Source organism: Flaviaestuariibacter terrae (genome assembly GCF_054777635.1).
In genome coordinates, this window is the sequence record NZ_BAAHAL010000006.1 from 516,025 (window position 1) to 534,306 (window position 18,282).

Here is an 18,282-nt window from a genome sequence, read left to right on the forward strand (position 1 = left end):
AACAGGGAATGTTGATCGGAATCTGCCAATAAAAAAAGGAAGCCTTTTCAGACTTCCTTCCGTATTCAAAATTGCTTGTTCGTTGTTCTGCGGTTCCCTACGCCAGCAGGGCCAGGCTTTTCTCGATCGCCTCGATCTTCTCTTCGGCGTCCTTCTTCTTCTTGCGCTCCACTTCCACTACTTCGGGCTTCGCATTCTGTACAAAGCGCTCATTCGAAAGCTTCTTGTCGACCGAAGCGAGGAAGCCTTGCTGGTATTCGAGCTCTTTCAGCAACTGCTCTTTTTGTACCGAGCTGTCGATGGCCTGCTCGGAGCTGATATAGAACTGGTCGCTGCCCAGCACGACGGCGATGGACGAGGGAACGGCATCGCTGACAAACTGGATATCGGCATTGACCTGCTTCGCGAGGATGGCGCGGATGGCCTCGTAAGTGGCCGTTCCATCGGTCTGGATAGAAACAGTCACCGGGTCTTTCGGCTTCAGGTTGTTCTTGACGCGCGCATCGCGGAGCGCCGAAATGGCTTCCTGGAGAAGCGTGCCCTGCTTCAGCAGCTCGCCGTTAACCGGAGCAGCCTTAGTAAACTGGCGGACACAAAGGTCGTCGCTGCGCTCGGCAAGCTGGTGGTAGATCTCTTCGGTGATGAAGGGCATAAAGGGGTGCAGCAGCTGCATGAGCTCGGTAAAGTACTCGACGGTCTTGGCGTACACCGCGCTGTCGATCGGCTGCTCGAAACCGGGCTTGGCCCATTCGAGGTACCAGGAGCAGAAGTCATCCCAAATCAGCGAGTAAATGGTCTTCAACGCTTCCGAGAGACGGAATCCCTTGTACAGGTCCTCCACCTGCGTCTTTACCTGGGCCAGGCGCTGACCAAACCATTCGACCTCGAAGGGCATCGGGGCACCTGCGCTGGCAGGCTCCGTAGATTGGCGGCCTTCCCACATCTTCACCAGCTTCAGGGCATTCCACAGCTTGTTGTTGAAGTTGCGTCCCTGCTCGCAGCTGGAATCGTCGAAGAGCAGGTCGTTGCCGGCGGGGGAGCAGATGAGGATGCCGAAGCGAACGGCGTCGGCGCCGAAGCGGTCGATGAGGTCGAGCAGGTCGGGCGAGTTGCCGAGGCTCTTGCTCATCTTGCGTCCCTGCTTGTCGCGCACCATACCGGTGAAGTAGACGTGCTCGAAGGGGCGCTCCTGCTTGTATTCCATACCCGCCATGATCATGCGCGCCACCCAGAAGAAGATAATGTCCTGGCCGGTGACGAGCACGTTGGTAGGGTAGTAGTAGTCGATTTCCTTGTTTCCGGGATCAACGATGCCGTTGAAGACCTCGATCGGCCAGAGCCAGGAAGAGAACCAGGTGTCGAGTACGTCTTCGTCCTGGTCAATGGCCGAAGGGGAAGCGTCAATGTTGTGCTGCGACCTGAACTTGGCGATCGCTTCGTCTTTTGTTGCGGCAACCACGAAGCGGCCTTCCTTGTCATACCAGGCGGGAATGCGCTGGCCCCACCAGAGCTGGCGCGAGATGCACCAGTCCTTGATGTTCTCCAGCCAGTATTTGTAGGTTGCGAGGAAGCGCTCTTCCGGGTGGATCTTTACTTCACCGCTGCTCACCGCGTCGAGCGCGAGGCCGGCGAAGTGCTTCATCTGCACAAACCACTGCGTGGAGATGCGCGGCTCTACCACGGCGCCGGAGCGCTGCGAGTAGCCGAGGCGGGTGCTGTATTCTTCTTCCTTTACCAGGGCCCCTTCGGCGCGCAATTGCTCTACGGCTGCCTTGCGGGCGTCGAAGCGGTCCATTCCCACAAATACCAGTGCGGCGGCGCTCAGCGTGCCGTCTTCATTGAGGGTATCGATCGTAGGCAGGCCGTGCTTGAGACCGAGGTTGTAGTCATTGATGTCGTGGGCCGGCGTCACCTTGAGGGCGCCCGTGCCAAAGGCCGGGTCGACGTATTCGTCGAAAATGATCGGCACAGCGCGGTTCACGAGGGGCACGATGATGCTCTTTCCCTTGAGGTGCGCATAGCGCTCGTCGGTTGGATTGACGCATACCGCCGTATCGCCCATGATCGTTTCGGGGCGCTGCGTGGCGATGCTGATGTATTCGTCGGAGTCCTCGACACGGTAGCGCACGTAATAGAGCTTGCCGCTGACATCCTTGTATTCCACTTCCTCGTCGGAAAGCGCGGTCTTCGCGGCGGGATCCCAGTTGATCATCCGGGCGCCGCGGTAGATGAGCCCTTTTTCATAGAGGTCTACAAACACCTTGATGACCGCCTCGTAATAGTGGTCGTCCATGGTGAACGTCACGCGGTTCCAGTCGACGGAGCAGCCGAGCTTTTTGATCTGGTGGTAGATGATGCCGCCGTATTTCTCCTTCCATTCGAAGGCGTATTTCAGGAATTCGGGGCGTGTGAGCTCGCTTTTTTTAATGCCCTTTTCTTTTTCGAGCATCTGCACCACTTTGGCTTCCGTAGCGATCGACGCGTGGTCGGAGCCGGGTACCCAGCAGGCGTTGAAGCCGCTCATGCGGGCATGGCGAACCAACACGTCCTGCACGGTTTCGTTGAGGGTATGACCCATGTGCAGCACACCGGTAACGTTCGGCGGCGGGATGACCACGGTAAAGGGCGGGCGCTCGTCGGGTGTGCTGTGGAAATAGCCTTTTTGTTCCCAGTGGGCGTACCAGCCTTCTTCAACCTGGCCGGGCTCGTAGTTTTTGGAAAGCGTCGTGTTCATGATTCGGTGCTAAAGCGGGGATTTGGGAGGCAAAGGTAACTCTTCTGCCCTGAAAGTGGCTGTAGGACTCGTGAATCGTCAATCGTGAATCGTCAATAAAAAGGCCCCTGGAATGGGGCCATTTTGTTATTTGTCGTGAATCCATTCACGATTGACGATTCACGATTGACGCACTAATTATCGAAGTCCAGCTGGCTGTTGTTGATGTAATTCACCAGGGCGGCAGCGTTCTTCAGGTTGAGTTTCTTGAGGATGTTGTACCGGTGCACCTCGACGGTCTTCACCGAGATGTTGAGAGCGTCGGCGATCTCTTTCGACGAGTGGCCTTTCTTGATAAAGGAGATGATCTCGATCTCGCGCTGGGAGAGGGAGTTGAGGCCCGTCTGCTGGTCTTCGCCGGAGATCACCTGCTCGGAAAGGATGTTCTTGATTTCGTCGCAGATGTACTTTTTGCCGTTGTTGATCTCCATAATGGCTTTGAACATTTCCTCGCGCGACGAGTTTTTCGTCACATAGCCCATGGCGCCTTTCTGCATCATCTTGCGGGCGTAGGTCGGCTGTGTGTGCAGCGAAACGCCGAGCACCTTGGAGCCCGGGGAGAATTTGCGGATGAGCTGCGTCGCCTCAATACCGTTCATGCCCGGCAGGTTGATGTCCATAATGACAATGTTGGGGCGCAGGTTCTTCGCCATCTCGACGGCTTCTTCGCCGCTGCCGCTCTCGGCTACCACCTGGAAGCGCGGGTCGGTGTTAAGGATAAAGCTCCAGGTTTCACGTACAAGCGTATGGTCGTCGGCGATCAGGATTGTAATCTTATCGTTGGTTTCAGACATATCACGTTTTCATCGGAAGTTGAACAATCAAGGTACAGCCCCGCCCGGGAGTGCTCTCCACGAGCAGCGTACCATTGGCCAAATATACCCTATTTTCCATATTGCGCAGGCCAGCTCCCTTTTTCACCTGTACGGGCTCAAATCCAATGCCATCGTCCTGGACGCGGAGTACGACATTGCCATTCTCCGCCGACAGCCGTATCCGCAGCTGTGCGGCCTTCGCATGACGGAGCACGTTATTGATGGCCTCCTGCAGGATGCGGAAAATGGCCAGCTTCTGTGTTTCGAGCAGCAGCGTTTCCACGGCCGGATCCGCTTCCACGGTCACTTCCAGCCGACGCGTCAGCTGCACGCTTTCAGCAAGATCCTGGATTGCCTCGAGCAGGCCCAGGTCGCCAAGGCTCGGGTTCATCAGCGAGCGCGACAGCTGCCGGATCTCGTTGATGACGGTGATGACATTTTTCGAGGACTTCTGCAGCAGCTCCTCGCGGAGCGCTGTATTGCTCATCGCGAGGTCGAGATAGAGCTTGGTGGTGGTGAGGAGCTGGTTCACATTGTCGTGAAGCTCCTTGCCAATGTCGCTCCGCTCGCGTTCCTGCGTTTCGATGGTGGCCTGCGAGATCTGCTTCTGCCGGTCGAGCTCGGATTGAAGAAGCGCGCGTTCCTGCTCCTTCTGCTCGGTAATGTCCTGCATGGCGCCGATCATCCGCGTGGCAACACCCGATGCATTGCGAAGCACGTAGCAGCGGTCGAGCACATTGCGGTAGCGCCCGTCCTTTCCGCGAAACCGGTATTCAAATTTCCAGAAGTCGCGCTCGCGGTTTTGCAGGAGCTCATCGAGCGAGGCGGTCACCTTGCGGCGCTCGTCGGGGTGTATCGCAGCTTCCCATCCATCGATATTGAGTTCATCGAGCTCGTAGCCGAACAGCGTCAGCAGTCCTTCGCCCCAGTGGAGCTCGTTGTGCTTCAGGTCCCAGTCGTAGAGTGCGTCGGAGGTGGCGCGCGTGGCCAGCACATAGCGCTCATGGCTCCGGTGCAGGGCGATCTCGGCATCGATCTGCTCGGTGATATCCTTCACGAGTATCAGGCGTGCTTCGCGGTCGTCGTATTGGATCAGTTCGGAGTACACCTCTATGTGTACGTGGCGCCCGTCGTCCTGGTAGTGCCAAGTCATCCGCTGCGGGAGGGAGCGCGGCAGGTCGAGGCGCCGCTTGAGCTCGCTTCCGCTCTGGTCGCCGCGCCACAGCTCATACAGGCTGCGGCCGATGGGACTTCCGCCGTTGCTGTAGACGCGCGTGGCTTCGGCATTGCAGCGCAGCACCTCGAGACTGCCGGCTTCGACGATGAGGCAGGGCAGGGGATTGCTGTCGAAGAGCAAACGGTATTTCTGCTCCGAAAGCTGGAGCCGCTTTTCGGCTTCAATGGCCGCCGTTACATCGGCGTGGGTGCCGATCATCCGGAGCGGGCGCCCCGACTCATCGCGCGATACGATCATGCCGCGCGCCTGGATCCAGCGGTACTGATCCTGCGCGTCGCGGATGCGGAAGGTAGCTTCGTACATCGACGTCTCGCCGCTGATGTGGCGCTTCAGTGCGGCGTCAACGATCGCGGCATCGGCCGGGTGAATCCGCTCGGTGAGCTCCTTCGCATCGGTGCGGAGGCTGCCTTCGGGAAAACCATACAAGCGGTGGTAGGAAGGGGAGAAGTAGATCTTGTTGTCGCTCAGATCGCGGTCCCAGAGCCCGAGGTTGCTGCCTTCCAAGGCAAAGCGCCACTGCTCTTCCGAGCGGCTGAGGGCGCGCTCGGTGCGTTTCAGGTCGCTGATGTCGTGGGCGATGATCATCACGGCCACGATCTCTCCGGATTCATCGCGTGCCGGAAGAAAAAAATTGTGGAGGCTGTGCAGGACGCCGTCGTGCTGCGAGGTGACGTCTACATACGTTTCGCGGGCCTCGCCGCGGAGCACGTCTTCATATAGCTCGAGCAGCTCCTTATGCCGCGCGGGCTCACTGAACTGGAGCACCGGGATGCCGCGGGCGATCTCGAAGCCCATATGAAGCTTCACCTGCTCCCAGGTTGTTCGGTTATACATCCGCACCTTCAGCTCACGGTCGACAAGGAGGAAATATTCGCGCGTGTTGTGGTACAGCAACGCCAGCATCTTGCGGTCGTTATCGAAGATGTCATCGGCGCGCCCATCGCCCGCTGGCAGGGAAGTCTGAGGCAGAAGGTTCGGCTCCACGCGGTAAAGGTTGGTACAGGAAGGTCAAGTTAAGCCAAGGGCGCGGGTCATCCTAAAAAATTAAGGACGGCCTGCGCACACGATCCGTTTTTTCTGTTTCTTGTGCGAACGCCAACACCCGACGATTTTATGGAAAGACAGACAACATCCTGGTACAGCGAGCGCCTCCAGAAGGAAATGCCGATTGCCACCTATGGCCATTTCGGCTTCGCCCTGCTGCTGGTGCCCACTGCTGCCGCCGATTTTCTCGAATACGAGCGCTTTCAGCTCATCGACAGCCTCCAGCCCTTTATCGATGCAGGCAAGCTCAAGGTTTTCTCGATCAACAGCATCAACAACGAGAGCTGGCTCAACAACCACATGGATCCGCGGCATAAGTCGATCCGGCACCAGCAGTTCAACAGTTATGTGTTTGAGGAGGTGATCCCGTTCATCCGGACGCATACAAGCCCCGATACGCCCATTTATGTTTGCGGAGCGTCGTTCGGAGCGCTGCACAGTATGAACCTCTTCCTGAAGCGCCCCGACCTCATCAACGGTGTTATTGCGATGAGTGGTGTCTACGACCTTACCGAATACACAAAAGGGTATTGGGACGACGATGTGTATTTCAACAGTCCGCAGCACTATCTCCCGAACCTCAACGATCACGGGGTGCTCGAGCAGATCCGCCGCAGCCCGCATATCCATCTCTTTTCGGGCAGTGGTCCCTACGAAGACCCGAATGCCGCCCGCAGCTTTGCCGGCATCCTGTACAGCAAAGGCATCAGCTACGAGCTCGACATCTGGGGCGAAGAATGGCGCCACGATTGGGATACATGGCGGAAGGTGCTGCCGCATTACATCGGCAGCCGGTTTTAGGCCGCGGCCCCCGTCCCCCAAAGGGGGCACTTAGGCCGGGACGGATTTATTTGTCCCGACGGGTTTCTCACATCAAACAATAATTAATCCTCAACGCTCAATGCTCAATATTCAAGGGCCGTGGAGTACCGCTTTATTTCTTGCCTCCCTGAGCATTGAAAATTGAGTTTGAACATTGAACAATTAAAGTAGAAAGCCCCGCTGACAGCGGGGCTTTTGTATCAAACAACATTAGGGTTATTTCAGGAACGAAGAACTAGTCAACGTGGCGCTACACCGGTACTTCTACGGTAGCATTGATGCCCCGGTCAATGATAGCTTCGGCTTTCGGTCGGAGCTCATCGAAGGAGCCGGACTGCACGGCGTACTTGCCCCGGAAATGAATGATATAAGCGCATTGCTCGGCCTGCTCCTGGCTATGGCCGCAAATCTCCACGAGGGTTTCAATAACCCACTCGAAGGTGTTTACCTCATCATTCCATACGATCAGCTGGCAGGGCACATCCGTCGCCACCAGCGTATCGACCGCTTCCTGCGGCTGGACAGAGTCTTTCGTACCGGGCATAAAACAACGTTTTATCCCGCCAAAGGTAACATCTTTGGCCCGAAATGGAATGGCTGAGGCAGACCGGTTTCGCAGGCTATTTTCGGGGGCGAAGGGCCGCCAGCGCCGCTTCCGCCTTTTCGAGTGAGATGCCTTTGCCGAGTACGCCCTTGAAAAGGTCGCCGGTTTCGCGCACGCGGTCGGCGGCATTGCGGATCGTGAATTGGCTCATTTTCAAACCTGTACGAACCTCGTCCCAGAGCAGGGGCATCGAAACGGTCGCGCCCGGCTTTGGCCGCAGCGAGTAAGGGGCCGCGACTGAAGCCTGCGGCCGGTTCATCAGGAAATCGATGTAGAGCTTTCCCTTGCGGTCGGCTGTTTGCCGCTCGATCGACGTGAAATTCGGCAGATCGGCCTGGATCACACGTGCCAGCTTGCGTCCGAACTCCTTCGACTGCTCATAGTTATAGCGGCCGCCGAGCGGTATGTAAATGTGCAGACCGGTCGACCCCGAAGTTTTCGGGTAGGAGGCTACGCCGATGCTGTCGAGCAATGTCCGCGTCACAAGCGCCGTCTGGATGACCTGCCGGAAGGGATTGCCATCGGGATCGAGATCGATGATACACCAGTCGGGGCGGTCGGGCCGGTCGCGACGGCTGTGCCAGGGATTGATCTCGATGCAGCCCAGCGATGCGATGTACAGGAGGCTTGCTTCGTCGGTCACGACGAGAAACTCCTTGTCGCGCCGGTCCATATAGCTGTAGTACGGAAAGGTTTCGATGAATGCCGGTGCTTTTCCTTTGACATCTTTCTGGTAAAACGAAGGCCCGTCGATGCCATTCGGGTGCCGGTTCAGGATCTGCGGCCGCTCCTTCAGGTAGGGAAGCATCAGCGGGGCCATCTGGTAGTAATAGTTGATAAGATCGCGCTTCGTATAGCCTTCCTTTGGCCAATACACTTTACTGAGATTGGTAAAACGCAGCTCGTTGCCGCCGATCGTCCTTGTCTGTGTTTCCTCGCTTGGATTGAGCAGCGTCTTGCGCCCGCGCTTTGCAGGGGCCGCCAGTACTTTATTCTGCACGAGGGCATGCTTTTCGAGTCCCTTTGTTTCGGCGGCTTTTTCCCAGCGCAATTCCTTCGGAGCCTTGTCGGGGCGCAGTCCTTTGAACGAGGGCTGGCGCAGGGCGCCGTTCGACGTGCGCCCGCGGTGCTCCACTTCGGCCACGAACTTCGGCTTCAGCCAAACGACGGTAGCCGGCGGCGGGTCGGGCCGGAAGCGCGAGGGTTTATTGTATTCGGGCACCGTGGCAAAGGGGCAGGTTTTTGTTTCGATGGATTTGAACGTCGCCAGGAGGTCGAGCTGCTGCTTGCGGCTGAACCCGGTGCCTACCGGGGTAACGTATTGCAGCTTGCCGTCCTCGTACAGGCCAAGCAGGAGCGCGCTGAAGGGCTTGCTGCTGCCCTCGTTGATCGTATAGCCTCCTATCACGAGCTCCTGGCTGTGGGCGGTCTTTACCTTGAGCCATTCCGGGCTGCGGAGACCGGGTGTATAAATACTGTCGGGGTCCTTGGCCATGACTCCCTCGAGGTGCAGGCTGCGGGCTTGCTCAAATGCCTGCTTGCCATTGCCTTCGATGACGTTGCTGGCGCGGAGAAAGGGATGGTCGGGTGGAATAAGCGCGCGCAGCAGCTCCTGTCGGTCGCGAAGCGGCAGACCCATCAGGGAATAGCCGTCGAGCCAGAGGAGGTCGAAGAGGTAGTAGAGCAGCGCACCGTCGGCCTCGCTGCGCCAGGACTGCAATCCGGAGAAGTCGGGGAGGCCTTGCTCGTTAAGCACGACCAGCTCCCCGTCGAGCACGGCGGGCAGCGACCACTGCTCCAGCGATTGAGTGAGCGGGTAAAATTTTTCGTTGAAGGACTTGCCGTTGCGCGATTGTAGTTCTACGGATGTTCCGTCAAGGAAGGCGAGCGTGCGGTAACCATCCCATTTCATCTCGAACTGCCAGCCGCTTTCTTTGGGCGGCTCGTTGACCAGCGTTGCCAGCATCGGCGCCAGGTTGCGGGGCATCGGTGTCCGCTCTGCTTTTTTCAGGAGGCTTTTGGCTTTTGCGGTCAGCTTCACCGGCTTCAGGGTTGCTCGCTTCATGCGGAGTACAATGCAAGAACTGCTCCGCTGCTGTTTTTCGGGGAAAACTGTATGAAGTTATTGGTTGTGAACCAAGTGGCTAAGCTGCTTCGGAACAAGCAGGGCATTCCTGACTATCGAGATTCGGAATGAACGTAAAACGAAAAAGCCCCGCGATTGCGGGGCTTCTGAAGTGGTGGGAGTTGACGGGTTCGAACCGCCGACCCTCCCGCCTGCGGCGGGATGCTCCGAATCGGCTAAAGTTGTTGGCGGGACGCGATAAGCTGCTCCAGCCGCTTTCGGCTTTTCCAGGATTTCAGCTCACGCTCGCGGGCAAAAGCAGCTTTTCCGTCCGGTTGTTCTTCCTGGTACACAATTTCCCAGTCTGCTGATGCGCCTGTAAAGCCTTTATGATTTGAATTATGCCTCCGGATCCGCTCCTGCATTGCATCACAGGTGGCACCAATGTAATAACGGTCGCGCGAAGCAGAGTAGAGGATATAGGTGCAGCAGGGCATACCTAATTTCAAGATTGAGGTATGAAAATAAAACGAAAATGCCCCGCGACTACGGGGCTCCGAAGTGTGGGAATCGGCGGGTTCGAACTGCCGCCCCTCCCGCCTGCGGCGGAATGCTCTGAACCAGTGAGAGTCTGGTCGTGGAGTTTAGAGTAAGTGATGTTGGTGAAGCAGGCACTCCTGAATATCGGACCCCTAGAGCAAAAAAATAAAAACGAAAAAGCCCCGCGATTGCGGGGCTTCTGAAATGTGGGAGTTGACGGGTTCGAACCGCCGACCCTCCCGCCTGCAGCGGGATGCTCTGAACCAGTGAGAGTCCGGTCGTGGGATTTCGTCTAAATGATGTTGGTGAAGCCGGCACTCTGAATATCGGACGCCAAGAGCAAAAAAGTAAAAACGTAAAAGCCCCGCGATTGCGGGGCTTCTGAAGTGTGGGAGTTGACGGGTTCGAACCGCCGACCCTCCCGCCTGCAGCGGGATGCTCTGAACCAGTGAGAGTTCGGTCCTGGTATTTCGCCTAAATGATTTCGGTGAAGCCGGCATTCCTGAATATCGTAACCCCAGGAGGAAAAAGTAAAAACGAAAAAGCCCAGCGATTGCGGGGCTTTTGAAGTGTGGGAGTTGACGGGTTCGAACCGCCGACCCTCTGCTTGTAAGGCAGATGCTCTGAACCAGCTGAGCTAAACTCCCAATAATTTTTGTATCGGTTTTCGAACCGCTGGTCCCTTCCGCGAAGCGGAATGCTCTGAACCAGCTGAGCTAAACTCCCGATGTTGTAAGAACTTTTCCAACCGTTTGTTTCGCGTTGGGAGTGCAAATATAGGAGCCTTTGTTTTTCTGCCAAAAAAAAATCAACAGTGGCGAAAGATTTTTTTTCCGACAACGATCTGAAGGTCAGTTCAGTTGCACGGCCGGAAGGCGATAGCCGATCCCATCCCATAGAAAAAGCTCCTTCAGTTCCATCGTCCAGAATTTGCTGAAGGGCGAATGGTCAAGTACTTCCTGTGCTTCCTCCTTCGATTCGGCATTGAGCGTAACCCAGGCCTGCTGCGTTTCCATGCTCACTACGTAGTGCTCGATCACCTGCTCGTCGATGAGCTCATTGATATAGGCACGGTGCTCCTGGATGATCGCCGCAGCTTCGTCGTTCCACTCAAATTGTATTATGGCCTGGTATTTCTTCATGTAGGTTGTCAAAAACATTTATCAGTCTCTTTTCACGCTCGTTCCATTACCACATCATCCCATTCACTCCCTGATCTATACGGTCCAATCCACCACCTGGTTGGCCCACTCGGCGCGGTGGGGGGTCTGGATGCGAATATAGTTATCCGTATACCCTTCCATCATACCCGCTTTTTCGTGGCCCTCGAAAAGTACGGGGCGCGATTGACCGCGGTGCTGCTCCGTGAAATGCTGCAGCTTCAGGTAGCTCAGGTTGCGGAGCGTTTTATTACGCTCGTGGCGCACGTTTATCGGCACCACGGGCTCCAGCTCAAGGGCCTTGGTGTCGGCGCGCTCCGAATACGTGAACACGTGCAGGTACGATACGTCGAGGCTGTGGAGGAAGTCGAAGGTCTCCCGGAAGTGCGCATCGCTTTCCGTAGGGAAGCCTACGATGACGTCGACGCCGATGGCGCAGTGGGGCATCACTTCCTTGATAAGCGCCACGCGCTCGGCGTACAGCTCGCGGCGATAGCGCCGGCGCATACGGCCGAGGATCTCGTTGGAACCGCTTTGCAGCGGAATATGAAAGTGCGGCATGAAGCGACGGCTTCCCGCTACGAACTCGATGATCTCCGGTGTCAGGAGGTTGGGCTCGATGGAGGAGATGCGGTAACGCTCGATGCCGTCGATCTCGTCGAGTGCTTGGATGAGATCATAGAAGCTTTCTTCCTGCAGCTTTGCACCATCAGGACCTTTGCCAAAATCGCCAAGGTTAACACCCGTCAGCACGATCTCCTTCACGCCGCCCTCGGCCAGCTTCCGGGCATGGCCCAGCACATTGCCGATACTGTCGCTGCGGCTTTTGCCGCGGGCCATCGGGATGGTGCAGAAGGAGCAGGTATAGTCACAACCGTCCTGCACCTTCAAAAACGTGCGGGTGCGGTCGTTGACCGACCAGGATGCATTGAAGCCGCTGACGGCTTCGATATCGCAGGAAGAAATGCGCGTGGAATCGCCCTTCGACAGGTCGTGGAGGTGGCGGGCCAGGTTGAACTTTTCGGCGGCGCCGAGCACGAGGTCAACACCGGGAATCTCGGAAATTTCCTTGGGCTTCAGCTGCGCATAGCAGCCGGTGATCACCACGAGGCTTTCGGGCGCGCGGCGCTGGATGCGGCGCACGAGCTGGCGGCACTCCTTATCAGCATTGTCGGTCACCGAGCAGGTATTGATAACATACACGTCGGCCGCTTCCTCGAACTCGCGCTTCACAAAGCCTTCGGCTTCGAGCTGGCGGGAGAGGGTGGAGGTTTCCGAAAAATTGAGCTTGCAGCCCAGCGTATGAAAGGCAACGGTGCGCTGTGTGGACATAGCGGGCAAAGGTACAAAGGGAAGTCGGCAAGTCGGAAGTCCGGAGGTCGGAAGTAGCCTCGAAAATGGTAAGAAAATGTAAAAAGCCCGGTCCCGGGAATGTACTTCCGACTTTTCAACTTCCGACTTTGCAACTTACCTTCCCGGCGTGAAGCCCCGCAACCTAATTGCCGTCCTTTTCCTGCTCCTGCTGGTTTTCGGTTATTTCCTGCTAAAGCGCTGGCAGGAGCCAGCAGCCCGCGAAGCCCTCAACCGGCACCCGGCGCACTTCTATTTCACCCGGCATGCCCGCTGCCGGATGGCCTGCCGCCATATTTCGGAAGAAGACATCCGCGACATCGTCGATCACGGCGTGCTCAACCTGGCGAAGAGCGATACGCGCGGCCGGCCCTGTCCCACACTTGCCGTCCAGGGCGAAACGGATGGGGGCGAGTCGATCCGCGTCATCCTGGCCCAGTGCACGGACGAAACCCGCATCATCACCTGTTACAACCTTCGCCGCGAGTTTGCCTGCCATTGCCCGGGCGACGACCGGAAAAACTAACCGCATGCGCCACCTCTGGAAACCCTTTCAACTTTTGTATTGGTTGTACGCTGTGCTGCTTTTCGTGGCCCTCATGATACCGGTCTTCCTGTGGGCGCTCATCGTGATGCCGCTCGGGCGCGTGCGCGGCGGCAACCTGCTTTACAGGGCCTGCATGCTCTGGGGCGATATCTGGTTTTTGCTCGCCTTCATCCCGCACCGCAATATCGACGCGGCAGATTTCGATCACAAGGCTGCCTTTATTTATGTGTCGAACCACGTATCGTATTTCGACATCCCCGTCATCGTGAAAACCTTTCGCCACCCGCTCCGCGCGCTCGGAAAAGTCGAAACGTCGAAGGTGCCCATCTTCGGGTATATCTACCGCAACGCCATCGTTACCGTTGATCGCAGCAGCCAGGAGAACCGCGCCCGCAGTGTGCGCCTGCTGAAAACCTACATCCGGCAGGGCATCTCCGTGCTGGTGTTCCCGGAAGGCACATTCAATGAAACGGGCAAGCCCCTGAAAAACTTTTACGACGGCGCCTTCCGGCTCGCTATCGAAACGGGCACACCGATCCAGCCGGTGCTTATGCTCGATACCTGGAGACGGATGCACCCGCGCAGCGTTTTTTCACTTAATCCCGGCCGCAGCCGCACGGTTTTCCTCGAGCCCGTCCCCGTTGAGGGATATGCCCTGAGCGAGGTACCCGCACTGAGAGAGGTGGTGCACAAGCGCATGCAGGACGGTCTCATTGCCTGGAAAGCGCCGTGGATACGGCCCGCCTGATATTGCCCGCCCCTTGTTACTTTTGAAGCCTGATGACACAAGCTGCCTTGAATTACCGATCCCGTGTACACGGGATGCCACATCCACTCATTTTTACCGCCCGCAAATGACTCCATTGTTTGCCGAGATCGTTATACCGCTCGCGCTGCCGAGGAACTACACCTGGGAGGTCCCGGAGCGGATGCGTGAAGCGGTGCGCGTGGGCTGCCGCGTGGAGGTGAACCTCGGGAAGAACAAGAAATACGCCGGTGTCGTCAAAACACTCAAGCCCGAGAAGCCGGCCGGCTTTGAAACGAAGGAGATCCTGAACCTGCTTGATCCCGAGCCCGTGGTGCATCCCTGGCAGCTACGTTTCTGGGAGTGGATCGCTTCTTATTATTGCTGCACGGAAGGAGAGGTGATGGCCGCCGCGCTGCCCGCGCACTTCAAGCTGTCGAGCGAAACCGTGCTCGTATTCAACGACGAGTATGGAGACGATTTCTCCAGCCTCGATTCGGAGGAATACATGGTTGCCGAAGCGCTCCTGATGAAGCACGAGCTCCGGCTCAACGAGGTGCAGCAGATTCTCGATACCAGCCATGTGTACCCGGTCGTAAACAGATTGATCGGCAAAAAGCTTTGCTACGTTTGGGAGTCGCTGAAGCAAACCTATGCGCCGCGCAAGGAAACCTTCGTACTGCTGCAGCCCGAATACAGCAACGAGGACAAGCTCGCCGACCTGCTCAACAACTGGGGCCGCGCGCCGAAGCAAATGGAGCTCCTGCTTGCGTATCTGCATCTCGAGAAAACCGAAGGTGAGGTGACCAAGAGCGCACTGCTGAAAAAGTCGGGCGCCTCCGAAGCGCAGCTGAAGGGGCTCGTCGAAAAGAACATCCTCCGCACCGAGCGCCGCAACGTGGACCGTCTTCTTTACCTGCCCAAAGACGTACATATCGATTTCGAGCTGACACCGGCTCAGCAAACCGCCTACGAAAGCCTCGAGGCTTCGCTGGCCGAAAAGCCGGTGTGCCTGCTTCACGGCGTTACCTCGAGCGGGAAAACGCTCCTGTATATCCGGCTTATCGAGCAATTCATTCGCCAGGGCCGTCAGGTGCTGTATATGCTTCCGGAGATTGCGCTCACGGCGCAGATCATCCGACGCCTCCAGAAATACTTTGGCGGCCATATCGGCATTTACCACTCGCGCTTTACGCATAATGAGCGCGTGGAGATCTGGAACAAGGTGAAAAGCGGCGAGATGAAAGTGGTGCTCGGCGCGCGCTCCTCGCTGTTTCTGCCCTACCAGGACCTGGGCCTCATCATCTGCGACGAAGAGCACGATCCTTCCTATAAGCAGCAGGATCCGGCACCGCGCTACCACGGCCGCGATGCGGCCATCTACTTATCGGGGATCACCGGCGCCAAGGTACTCCTCGGCAGCGCCACGCCCTCGCTGGAGACCTACCACAACGCCAAGGCCGGCAAATTCGGACTTGTAGAACTACGGGAACGCTACGGCGATGTGAAGCTCCCGACGATCCAGCTGGTTGACCTTCGGGCCGTTCCGAAGAAGCCGGGCGAGAAGGTCATGTTCTCGATGCACCTGCTCGAGGACATGAAAGCCACCATTGCGCGGGGCAAGCAGATCATCCTGTTTCAGAATCGCCGGGGCTACGCGCCCTACCAGGTTTGCACCATCTGCGGCTGGATCGCTCAGTGTAAGAACTGCGATGTTTCGCTCACGTACCACAAGTTTGCCAACAAGCTCAAATGCCACTACTGCGGCCAGGTTTACCCGCCGATGCACAGGTGTATGGCCTGCGGGTCGGACAAGCTGGTGCAGAAAAGCTTCGGTACCGAGCGGGTGGAGGAAGTGCTGGAAGAGCAGCTTCCCGATGCCCGCATTGCGCGTATGGACTTCGATGCCATTCGTAATAAGAATGCGCACGATGTCCTGATCCAGCAGTTTGAGCAGAAGAAGATCGATGTGCTCGTAGGAACGCAAATGGTGGTGAAAGGCCTCGACTTCGACAACGTGGAGCTCGTGGGCGTTATTGATGCCGATGGACTCCTTCACTTCGCCGACTTCCGGGTGCACGAGCGTGCCTTCCAGCTGATGGAGCAGGTGAGCGGCCGTGCCGGTCGCCGCGACGGTGTTGGCGATGTGCTGATCCAGACATCGACACCCAATCACCCGCTGCTGCAGCATGTGCTGCGCCACGATTACGTGGGCATGTACGAGGAAGAGATCGACAAGCGCAAGCAGTTTTTCTACCCGCCATTCTCGCGCATTATCATGCTGCATTTCCGGCATAAGGATCGCGTGGTGGTGACCGAGGCCGCCCAGGTTTTTGCTCAGAAGATGAGCGCTGCTTACGGACAATACCTCGTTGGTCCCGCCGAGCCAACCGTGAACCGCGTACGCAAGCAGTACCTCATGGAGCTGATGCTGAAGCTGCCGCGCGACAGCGCCACCATCGCCCGCTGCAAGGACGATATCCAGCGCACGATCGCCGCCCTGCATTTCGAGAACCGATTCAGGAAAGTGCAGATCATTCCCGATGTAGACGCGCTGTGACCGGCACAAAAAGGCCCGGCTGAAACCGGGCCTTTGAATTTGCTTTCAATCGATTATTTCTGCTTCTCCAGCACCAGCACCACCTTGTTGAAGTCGGCCGCTGCGTTGATGACCTTCTTGAAGACATCGAAGATGTTCTTCGGGTAGAAGTACCCGAGGTACCGCTCGTTGACCTCGATGTGCAACACACCGTTTTCGAGCTTATAGGTGCTCACGAAATCGAACTGCACCTTGCCGCCTTCCGTATGCGACTGGCTGAGGGCAAGGTCTTTCAGGTTCTGAATCGTGTATCCAGCGGGGATTTTCAGGTCGATCACGCGACGGAAGGAGTGCGGGTAGGCCAGCTCGACGTCTGTTACACGCTCTTTTTCCTCGTAAAGCTCGGCCTGCTCACCAATCAGCATACCCACCTTGATGATGATCTTGCTACCGGCGCGCTCCACCAGCTCGGAGGAGTTCACCTTCGCCTGGAGAATGAACGGCGTATACGGATCTGCCTGGTCGAACTCCTTGTTCTTCACCTCCCAGCTTTTGATCTGCTCCGACTGGCTCGCGGAGCTCACGAGTTGCTTCACCACCTTGTAGTGCTCGTCGGCCGGGAAGTAGACGAAGGGCGTACGGTAATTGGACGCCATATAGCCGCCGTAGGTTTGGCGGATGTCGATCTGCAGCGAGTCCATGTTGCGATCGAGTTCGGCCTGCACGTCGATGTTGGAGTAGGAGCGCTGCACGTCTTCGAGGGCCACGTTGCGCATTTCGGCGTACGCGGAAACCATGTTGCCCAGCTTCGTGCGAACAATGAAGAGGCCTGCTGCTCCGGCCCAGGTGGGCGGTACGAAGGGAAAGCGGTAATCGGTCTCGGAGGGCGCGACATATTTTTTCAGCGCGGGGAAATACAACAGGAGGTAGCGGGCATTGTTCCAGTTCTCGAACTTCTTGTCGAGCACATAGTTGCTGCGGTTGCCCGTAAGCACGATCTCGTATTCAACGCCGGCCTCGGCGAGCGCAATACAGAAGATCTTGCAGATCGCCTTTTCGCTGGCGTTCTTCCCTTTGATCACCTTCAGGAGGTCGTCGGCATCGTCGCTGTCGATATTTTCGCTGATGTTGAAGTTCTTCTTCAGGAAGCTCTCGAGCTTTACCACCTTTTCCTGCACGCTCTGGCTGGCTGTCACACCTGCATCCTGCACCAGGTCGCGGATCTTGCGAACTTCCTTGTCGGAAGCCGTGCTGTAGATCTCGTTGCCTTTGCGGGCGAGCTCGTCCCAGGAGAAGAGGCGCTCGTCTTTGTTCTTATTGAGGTTGTAGCTCAATTTGAACTCGACACGCTGCTGGTGGGCATCGGTCATGGAGTAGCGCTCATCGGGCATCGGCTTCAGGTTGGAAGCATCGAGCGTGAGGTAGCGCTTTTCGCCGATAACAGTGTCCTTTACATCGGGAAGGCCGTTGTAGCTGCGCGTGTCGAATTTGAGGCCTGAAGGCACCACGAGCTCAAAGTGGCTCGCAGCTACCGGGATGTGGTAACCCAGGAACTCCCGGCCGAAGAACGACGGGTATTTCTTGAGCGTGTAGTAGTATTCCACTTCGCAGCCTTTGGCCAGGCCATCAAGCGCGAAGATCTTATAGCTGCGGTCGTCTTCCTTGATGTCCTTGATGTTCTTCTCATCGAGGGTGATGATGCGGCCGTTGGGCAGGATCGTCCGGGCTTTCACATCGATCATCTGGATGCCCTCGTCGAAGGGCAGGTATACCTTGTTGAACGACTCGATGCCCTTGTCGGTATTGACGTGAACGAGGCGGTGCACGGTTTTGTAAATGTAGAGTCCATCCTTCTCGATGCTGTACTCGATAAGGCGGTCATCGTTCAGGAAAACAGCGGCCTCGTCAGCATTGGTACCGCTCACTGTATGCAGGGCCGGGCGCGCGGTCCATTCGTATTTCTTGTAGGTCGGGGTCTGGGCCTGGCTGAAGCTGGCTGCCAGCAGCAGGCAGGAGAGCAGTTGGATTTTTTTCATGTGCG

Annotated in this window: 13 protein-coding genes and 1 tRNA gene; 4 read left to right on the forward strand and 10 right to left on the reverse strand. The window is 57.2% G+C overall.

Going from position 1 to position 18,282, the window contains the following annotated elements:
- Positions 1 to 97 precede the first annotated feature (97 nt).
- The 3 genes from ACYU7Z_RS02935 to ACYU7Z_RS02945 form a co-directional block, all read right to left on the reverse strand.
- Positions 98 to 2,734, reverse strand: coding sequence for a valine--tRNA ligase (locus ACYU7Z_RS02935; protein ID WP_460567199.1), 2,637 nt, complete (start codon positions 2,732 to 2,734; stop codon positions 98 to 100).
- 173 nt (positions 2,735 to 2,907) lie between these two features.
- On the reverse strand, positions 2,908 to 3,567 hold the full coding sequence (locus tag ACYU7Z_RS02940) for a response regulator transcription factor (RefSeq protein WP_460567201.1): 660 nt from the start codon (positions 3,565 to 3,567) through the stop codon (positions 2,908 to 2,910).
- Position 3,568: 1 nt separating this feature from the next.
- The gene (locus tag ACYU7Z_RS02945; protein WP_460567203.1) at positions 3,569 to 5,809 is read right to left on the reverse strand and encodes a PAS domain-containing sensor histidine kinase; all 2,241 of its coding nucleotides are present in this window, start codon (positions 5,807 to 5,809) and stop codon (positions 3,569 to 3,571) included.
- Positions 5,810 to 5,938: 129 nt separating this feature from the next.
- Between ACYU7Z_RS02945 and ACYU7Z_RS02950 the strand changes: the two genes are divergently transcribed.
- On the forward strand, positions 5,939 to 6,670 hold the full coding sequence (locus ACYU7Z_RS02950; protein WP_460567205.1) for an esterase family protein: 732 nt from the start codon (positions 5,939 to 5,941) through the stop codon (positions 6,668 to 6,670).
- A 271-nt stretch (positions 6,671 to 6,941) separates the two neighbouring features.
- Here ACYU7Z_RS02950 and ACYU7Z_RS02955 read toward each other — a convergent pair whose 3' ends face one another.
- The 6 genes from ACYU7Z_RS02955 to mtaB form a co-directional block, all read right to left on the reverse strand.
- Positions 6,942 to 7,235: an ATP-dependent Clp protease adaptor ClpS gene (locus tag ACYU7Z_RS02955; RefSeq protein WP_460567207.1), complete on the reverse strand. Its 294-nt coding sequence runs from the start codon at positions 7,233 to 7,235 to the stop codon at positions 6,942 to 6,944.
- 76 nt (positions 7,236 to 7,311) lie between these two features.
- Positions 7,312 to 9,360, reverse strand: a complete 2,049-nt coding sequence (gene ligD / locus ACYU7Z_RS02960) for a DNA ligase-like domain-containing protein (protein ID WP_460567209.1) — start codon at positions 9,358 to 9,360, stop codon at positions 7,312 to 7,314.
- Between the two features lie 236 nt (positions 9,361 to 9,596).
- Positions 9,597 to 9,869, reverse strand: a complete 273-nt coding sequence (locus ACYU7Z_RS02965; protein ID WP_460567211.1) for a GIY-YIG nuclease family protein — start codon at positions 9,867 to 9,869, stop codon at positions 9,597 to 9,599.
- Between the two features lie 603 nt (positions 9,870 to 10,472).
- Positions 10,473 to 10,547, reverse strand: a tRNA-Val gene (locus ACYU7Z_RS02970).
- 204 nt (positions 10,548 to 10,751) lie between these two features.
- Positions 10,752 to 11,042: a hypothetical protein gene (locus ACYU7Z_RS02975; protein WP_460567213.1), complete on the reverse strand. Its 291-nt coding sequence runs from the start codon at positions 11,040 to 11,042 to the stop codon at positions 10,752 to 10,754.
- A gap of 75 nt (positions 11,043 to 11,117) precedes the next feature.
- Positions 11,118 to 12,392 carry a MiaB/RimO family radical SAM methylthiotransferase gene (gene mtaB / locus ACYU7Z_RS02980; RefSeq protein ID WP_460567215.1) on the reverse strand — a complete coding sequence of 425 codons (1,275 nt, stop codon included), beginning with the start codon at positions 12,390 to 12,392 and terminating at the stop codon, positions 11,118 to 11,120.
- A gap of 148 nt (positions 12,393 to 12,540) precedes the next feature.
- Between mtaB and ACYU7Z_RS02985 the strand changes: the two genes are divergently transcribed.
- The 3 genes from ACYU7Z_RS02985 to priA all read left to right on the forward strand — a co-directional run bounded on the left by ACYU7Z_RS02985 (position 12,541) and on the right by priA (position 16,262).
- On the forward strand, positions 12,541 to 12,936 hold the full coding sequence (locus tag ACYU7Z_RS02985; protein WP_460567217.1) for a DUF4258 domain-containing protein: 396 nt from the start codon (positions 12,541 to 12,543) through the stop codon (positions 12,934 to 12,936).
- A 34-nt stretch (positions 12,937 to 12,970) separates the two neighbouring features.
- Complete coding sequence (locus tag ACYU7Z_RS02990) at positions 12,971 to 13,705, forward strand: lysophospholipid acyltransferase family protein (protein ID WP_460567219.1); 735 nt, start codon at positions 12,971 to 12,973, stop codon at positions 13,703 to 13,705.
- A 106-nt stretch (positions 13,706 to 13,811) separates the two neighbouring features.
- Complete coding sequence (gene priA / locus ACYU7Z_RS02995; protein ID WP_460567221.1) at positions 13,812 to 16,262, forward strand: replication restart helicase PriA; 2,451 nt, start codon at positions 13,812 to 13,814, stop codon at positions 16,260 to 16,262.
- Positions 16,263 to 16,315: 53 nt separating this feature from the next.
- On the opposite strand, the gene ACYU7Z_RS03000 is transcribed toward priA, so the two are convergent.
- Positions 16,316 to 18,277, reverse strand: a complete 1,962-nt coding sequence (locus tag ACYU7Z_RS03000; RefSeq protein WP_460567223.1) for a DUF3857 domain-containing protein — start codon at positions 18,275 to 18,277, stop codon at positions 16,316 to 16,318.
- Positions 18,278 to 18,282: the final 5 nt, after the last annotated feature.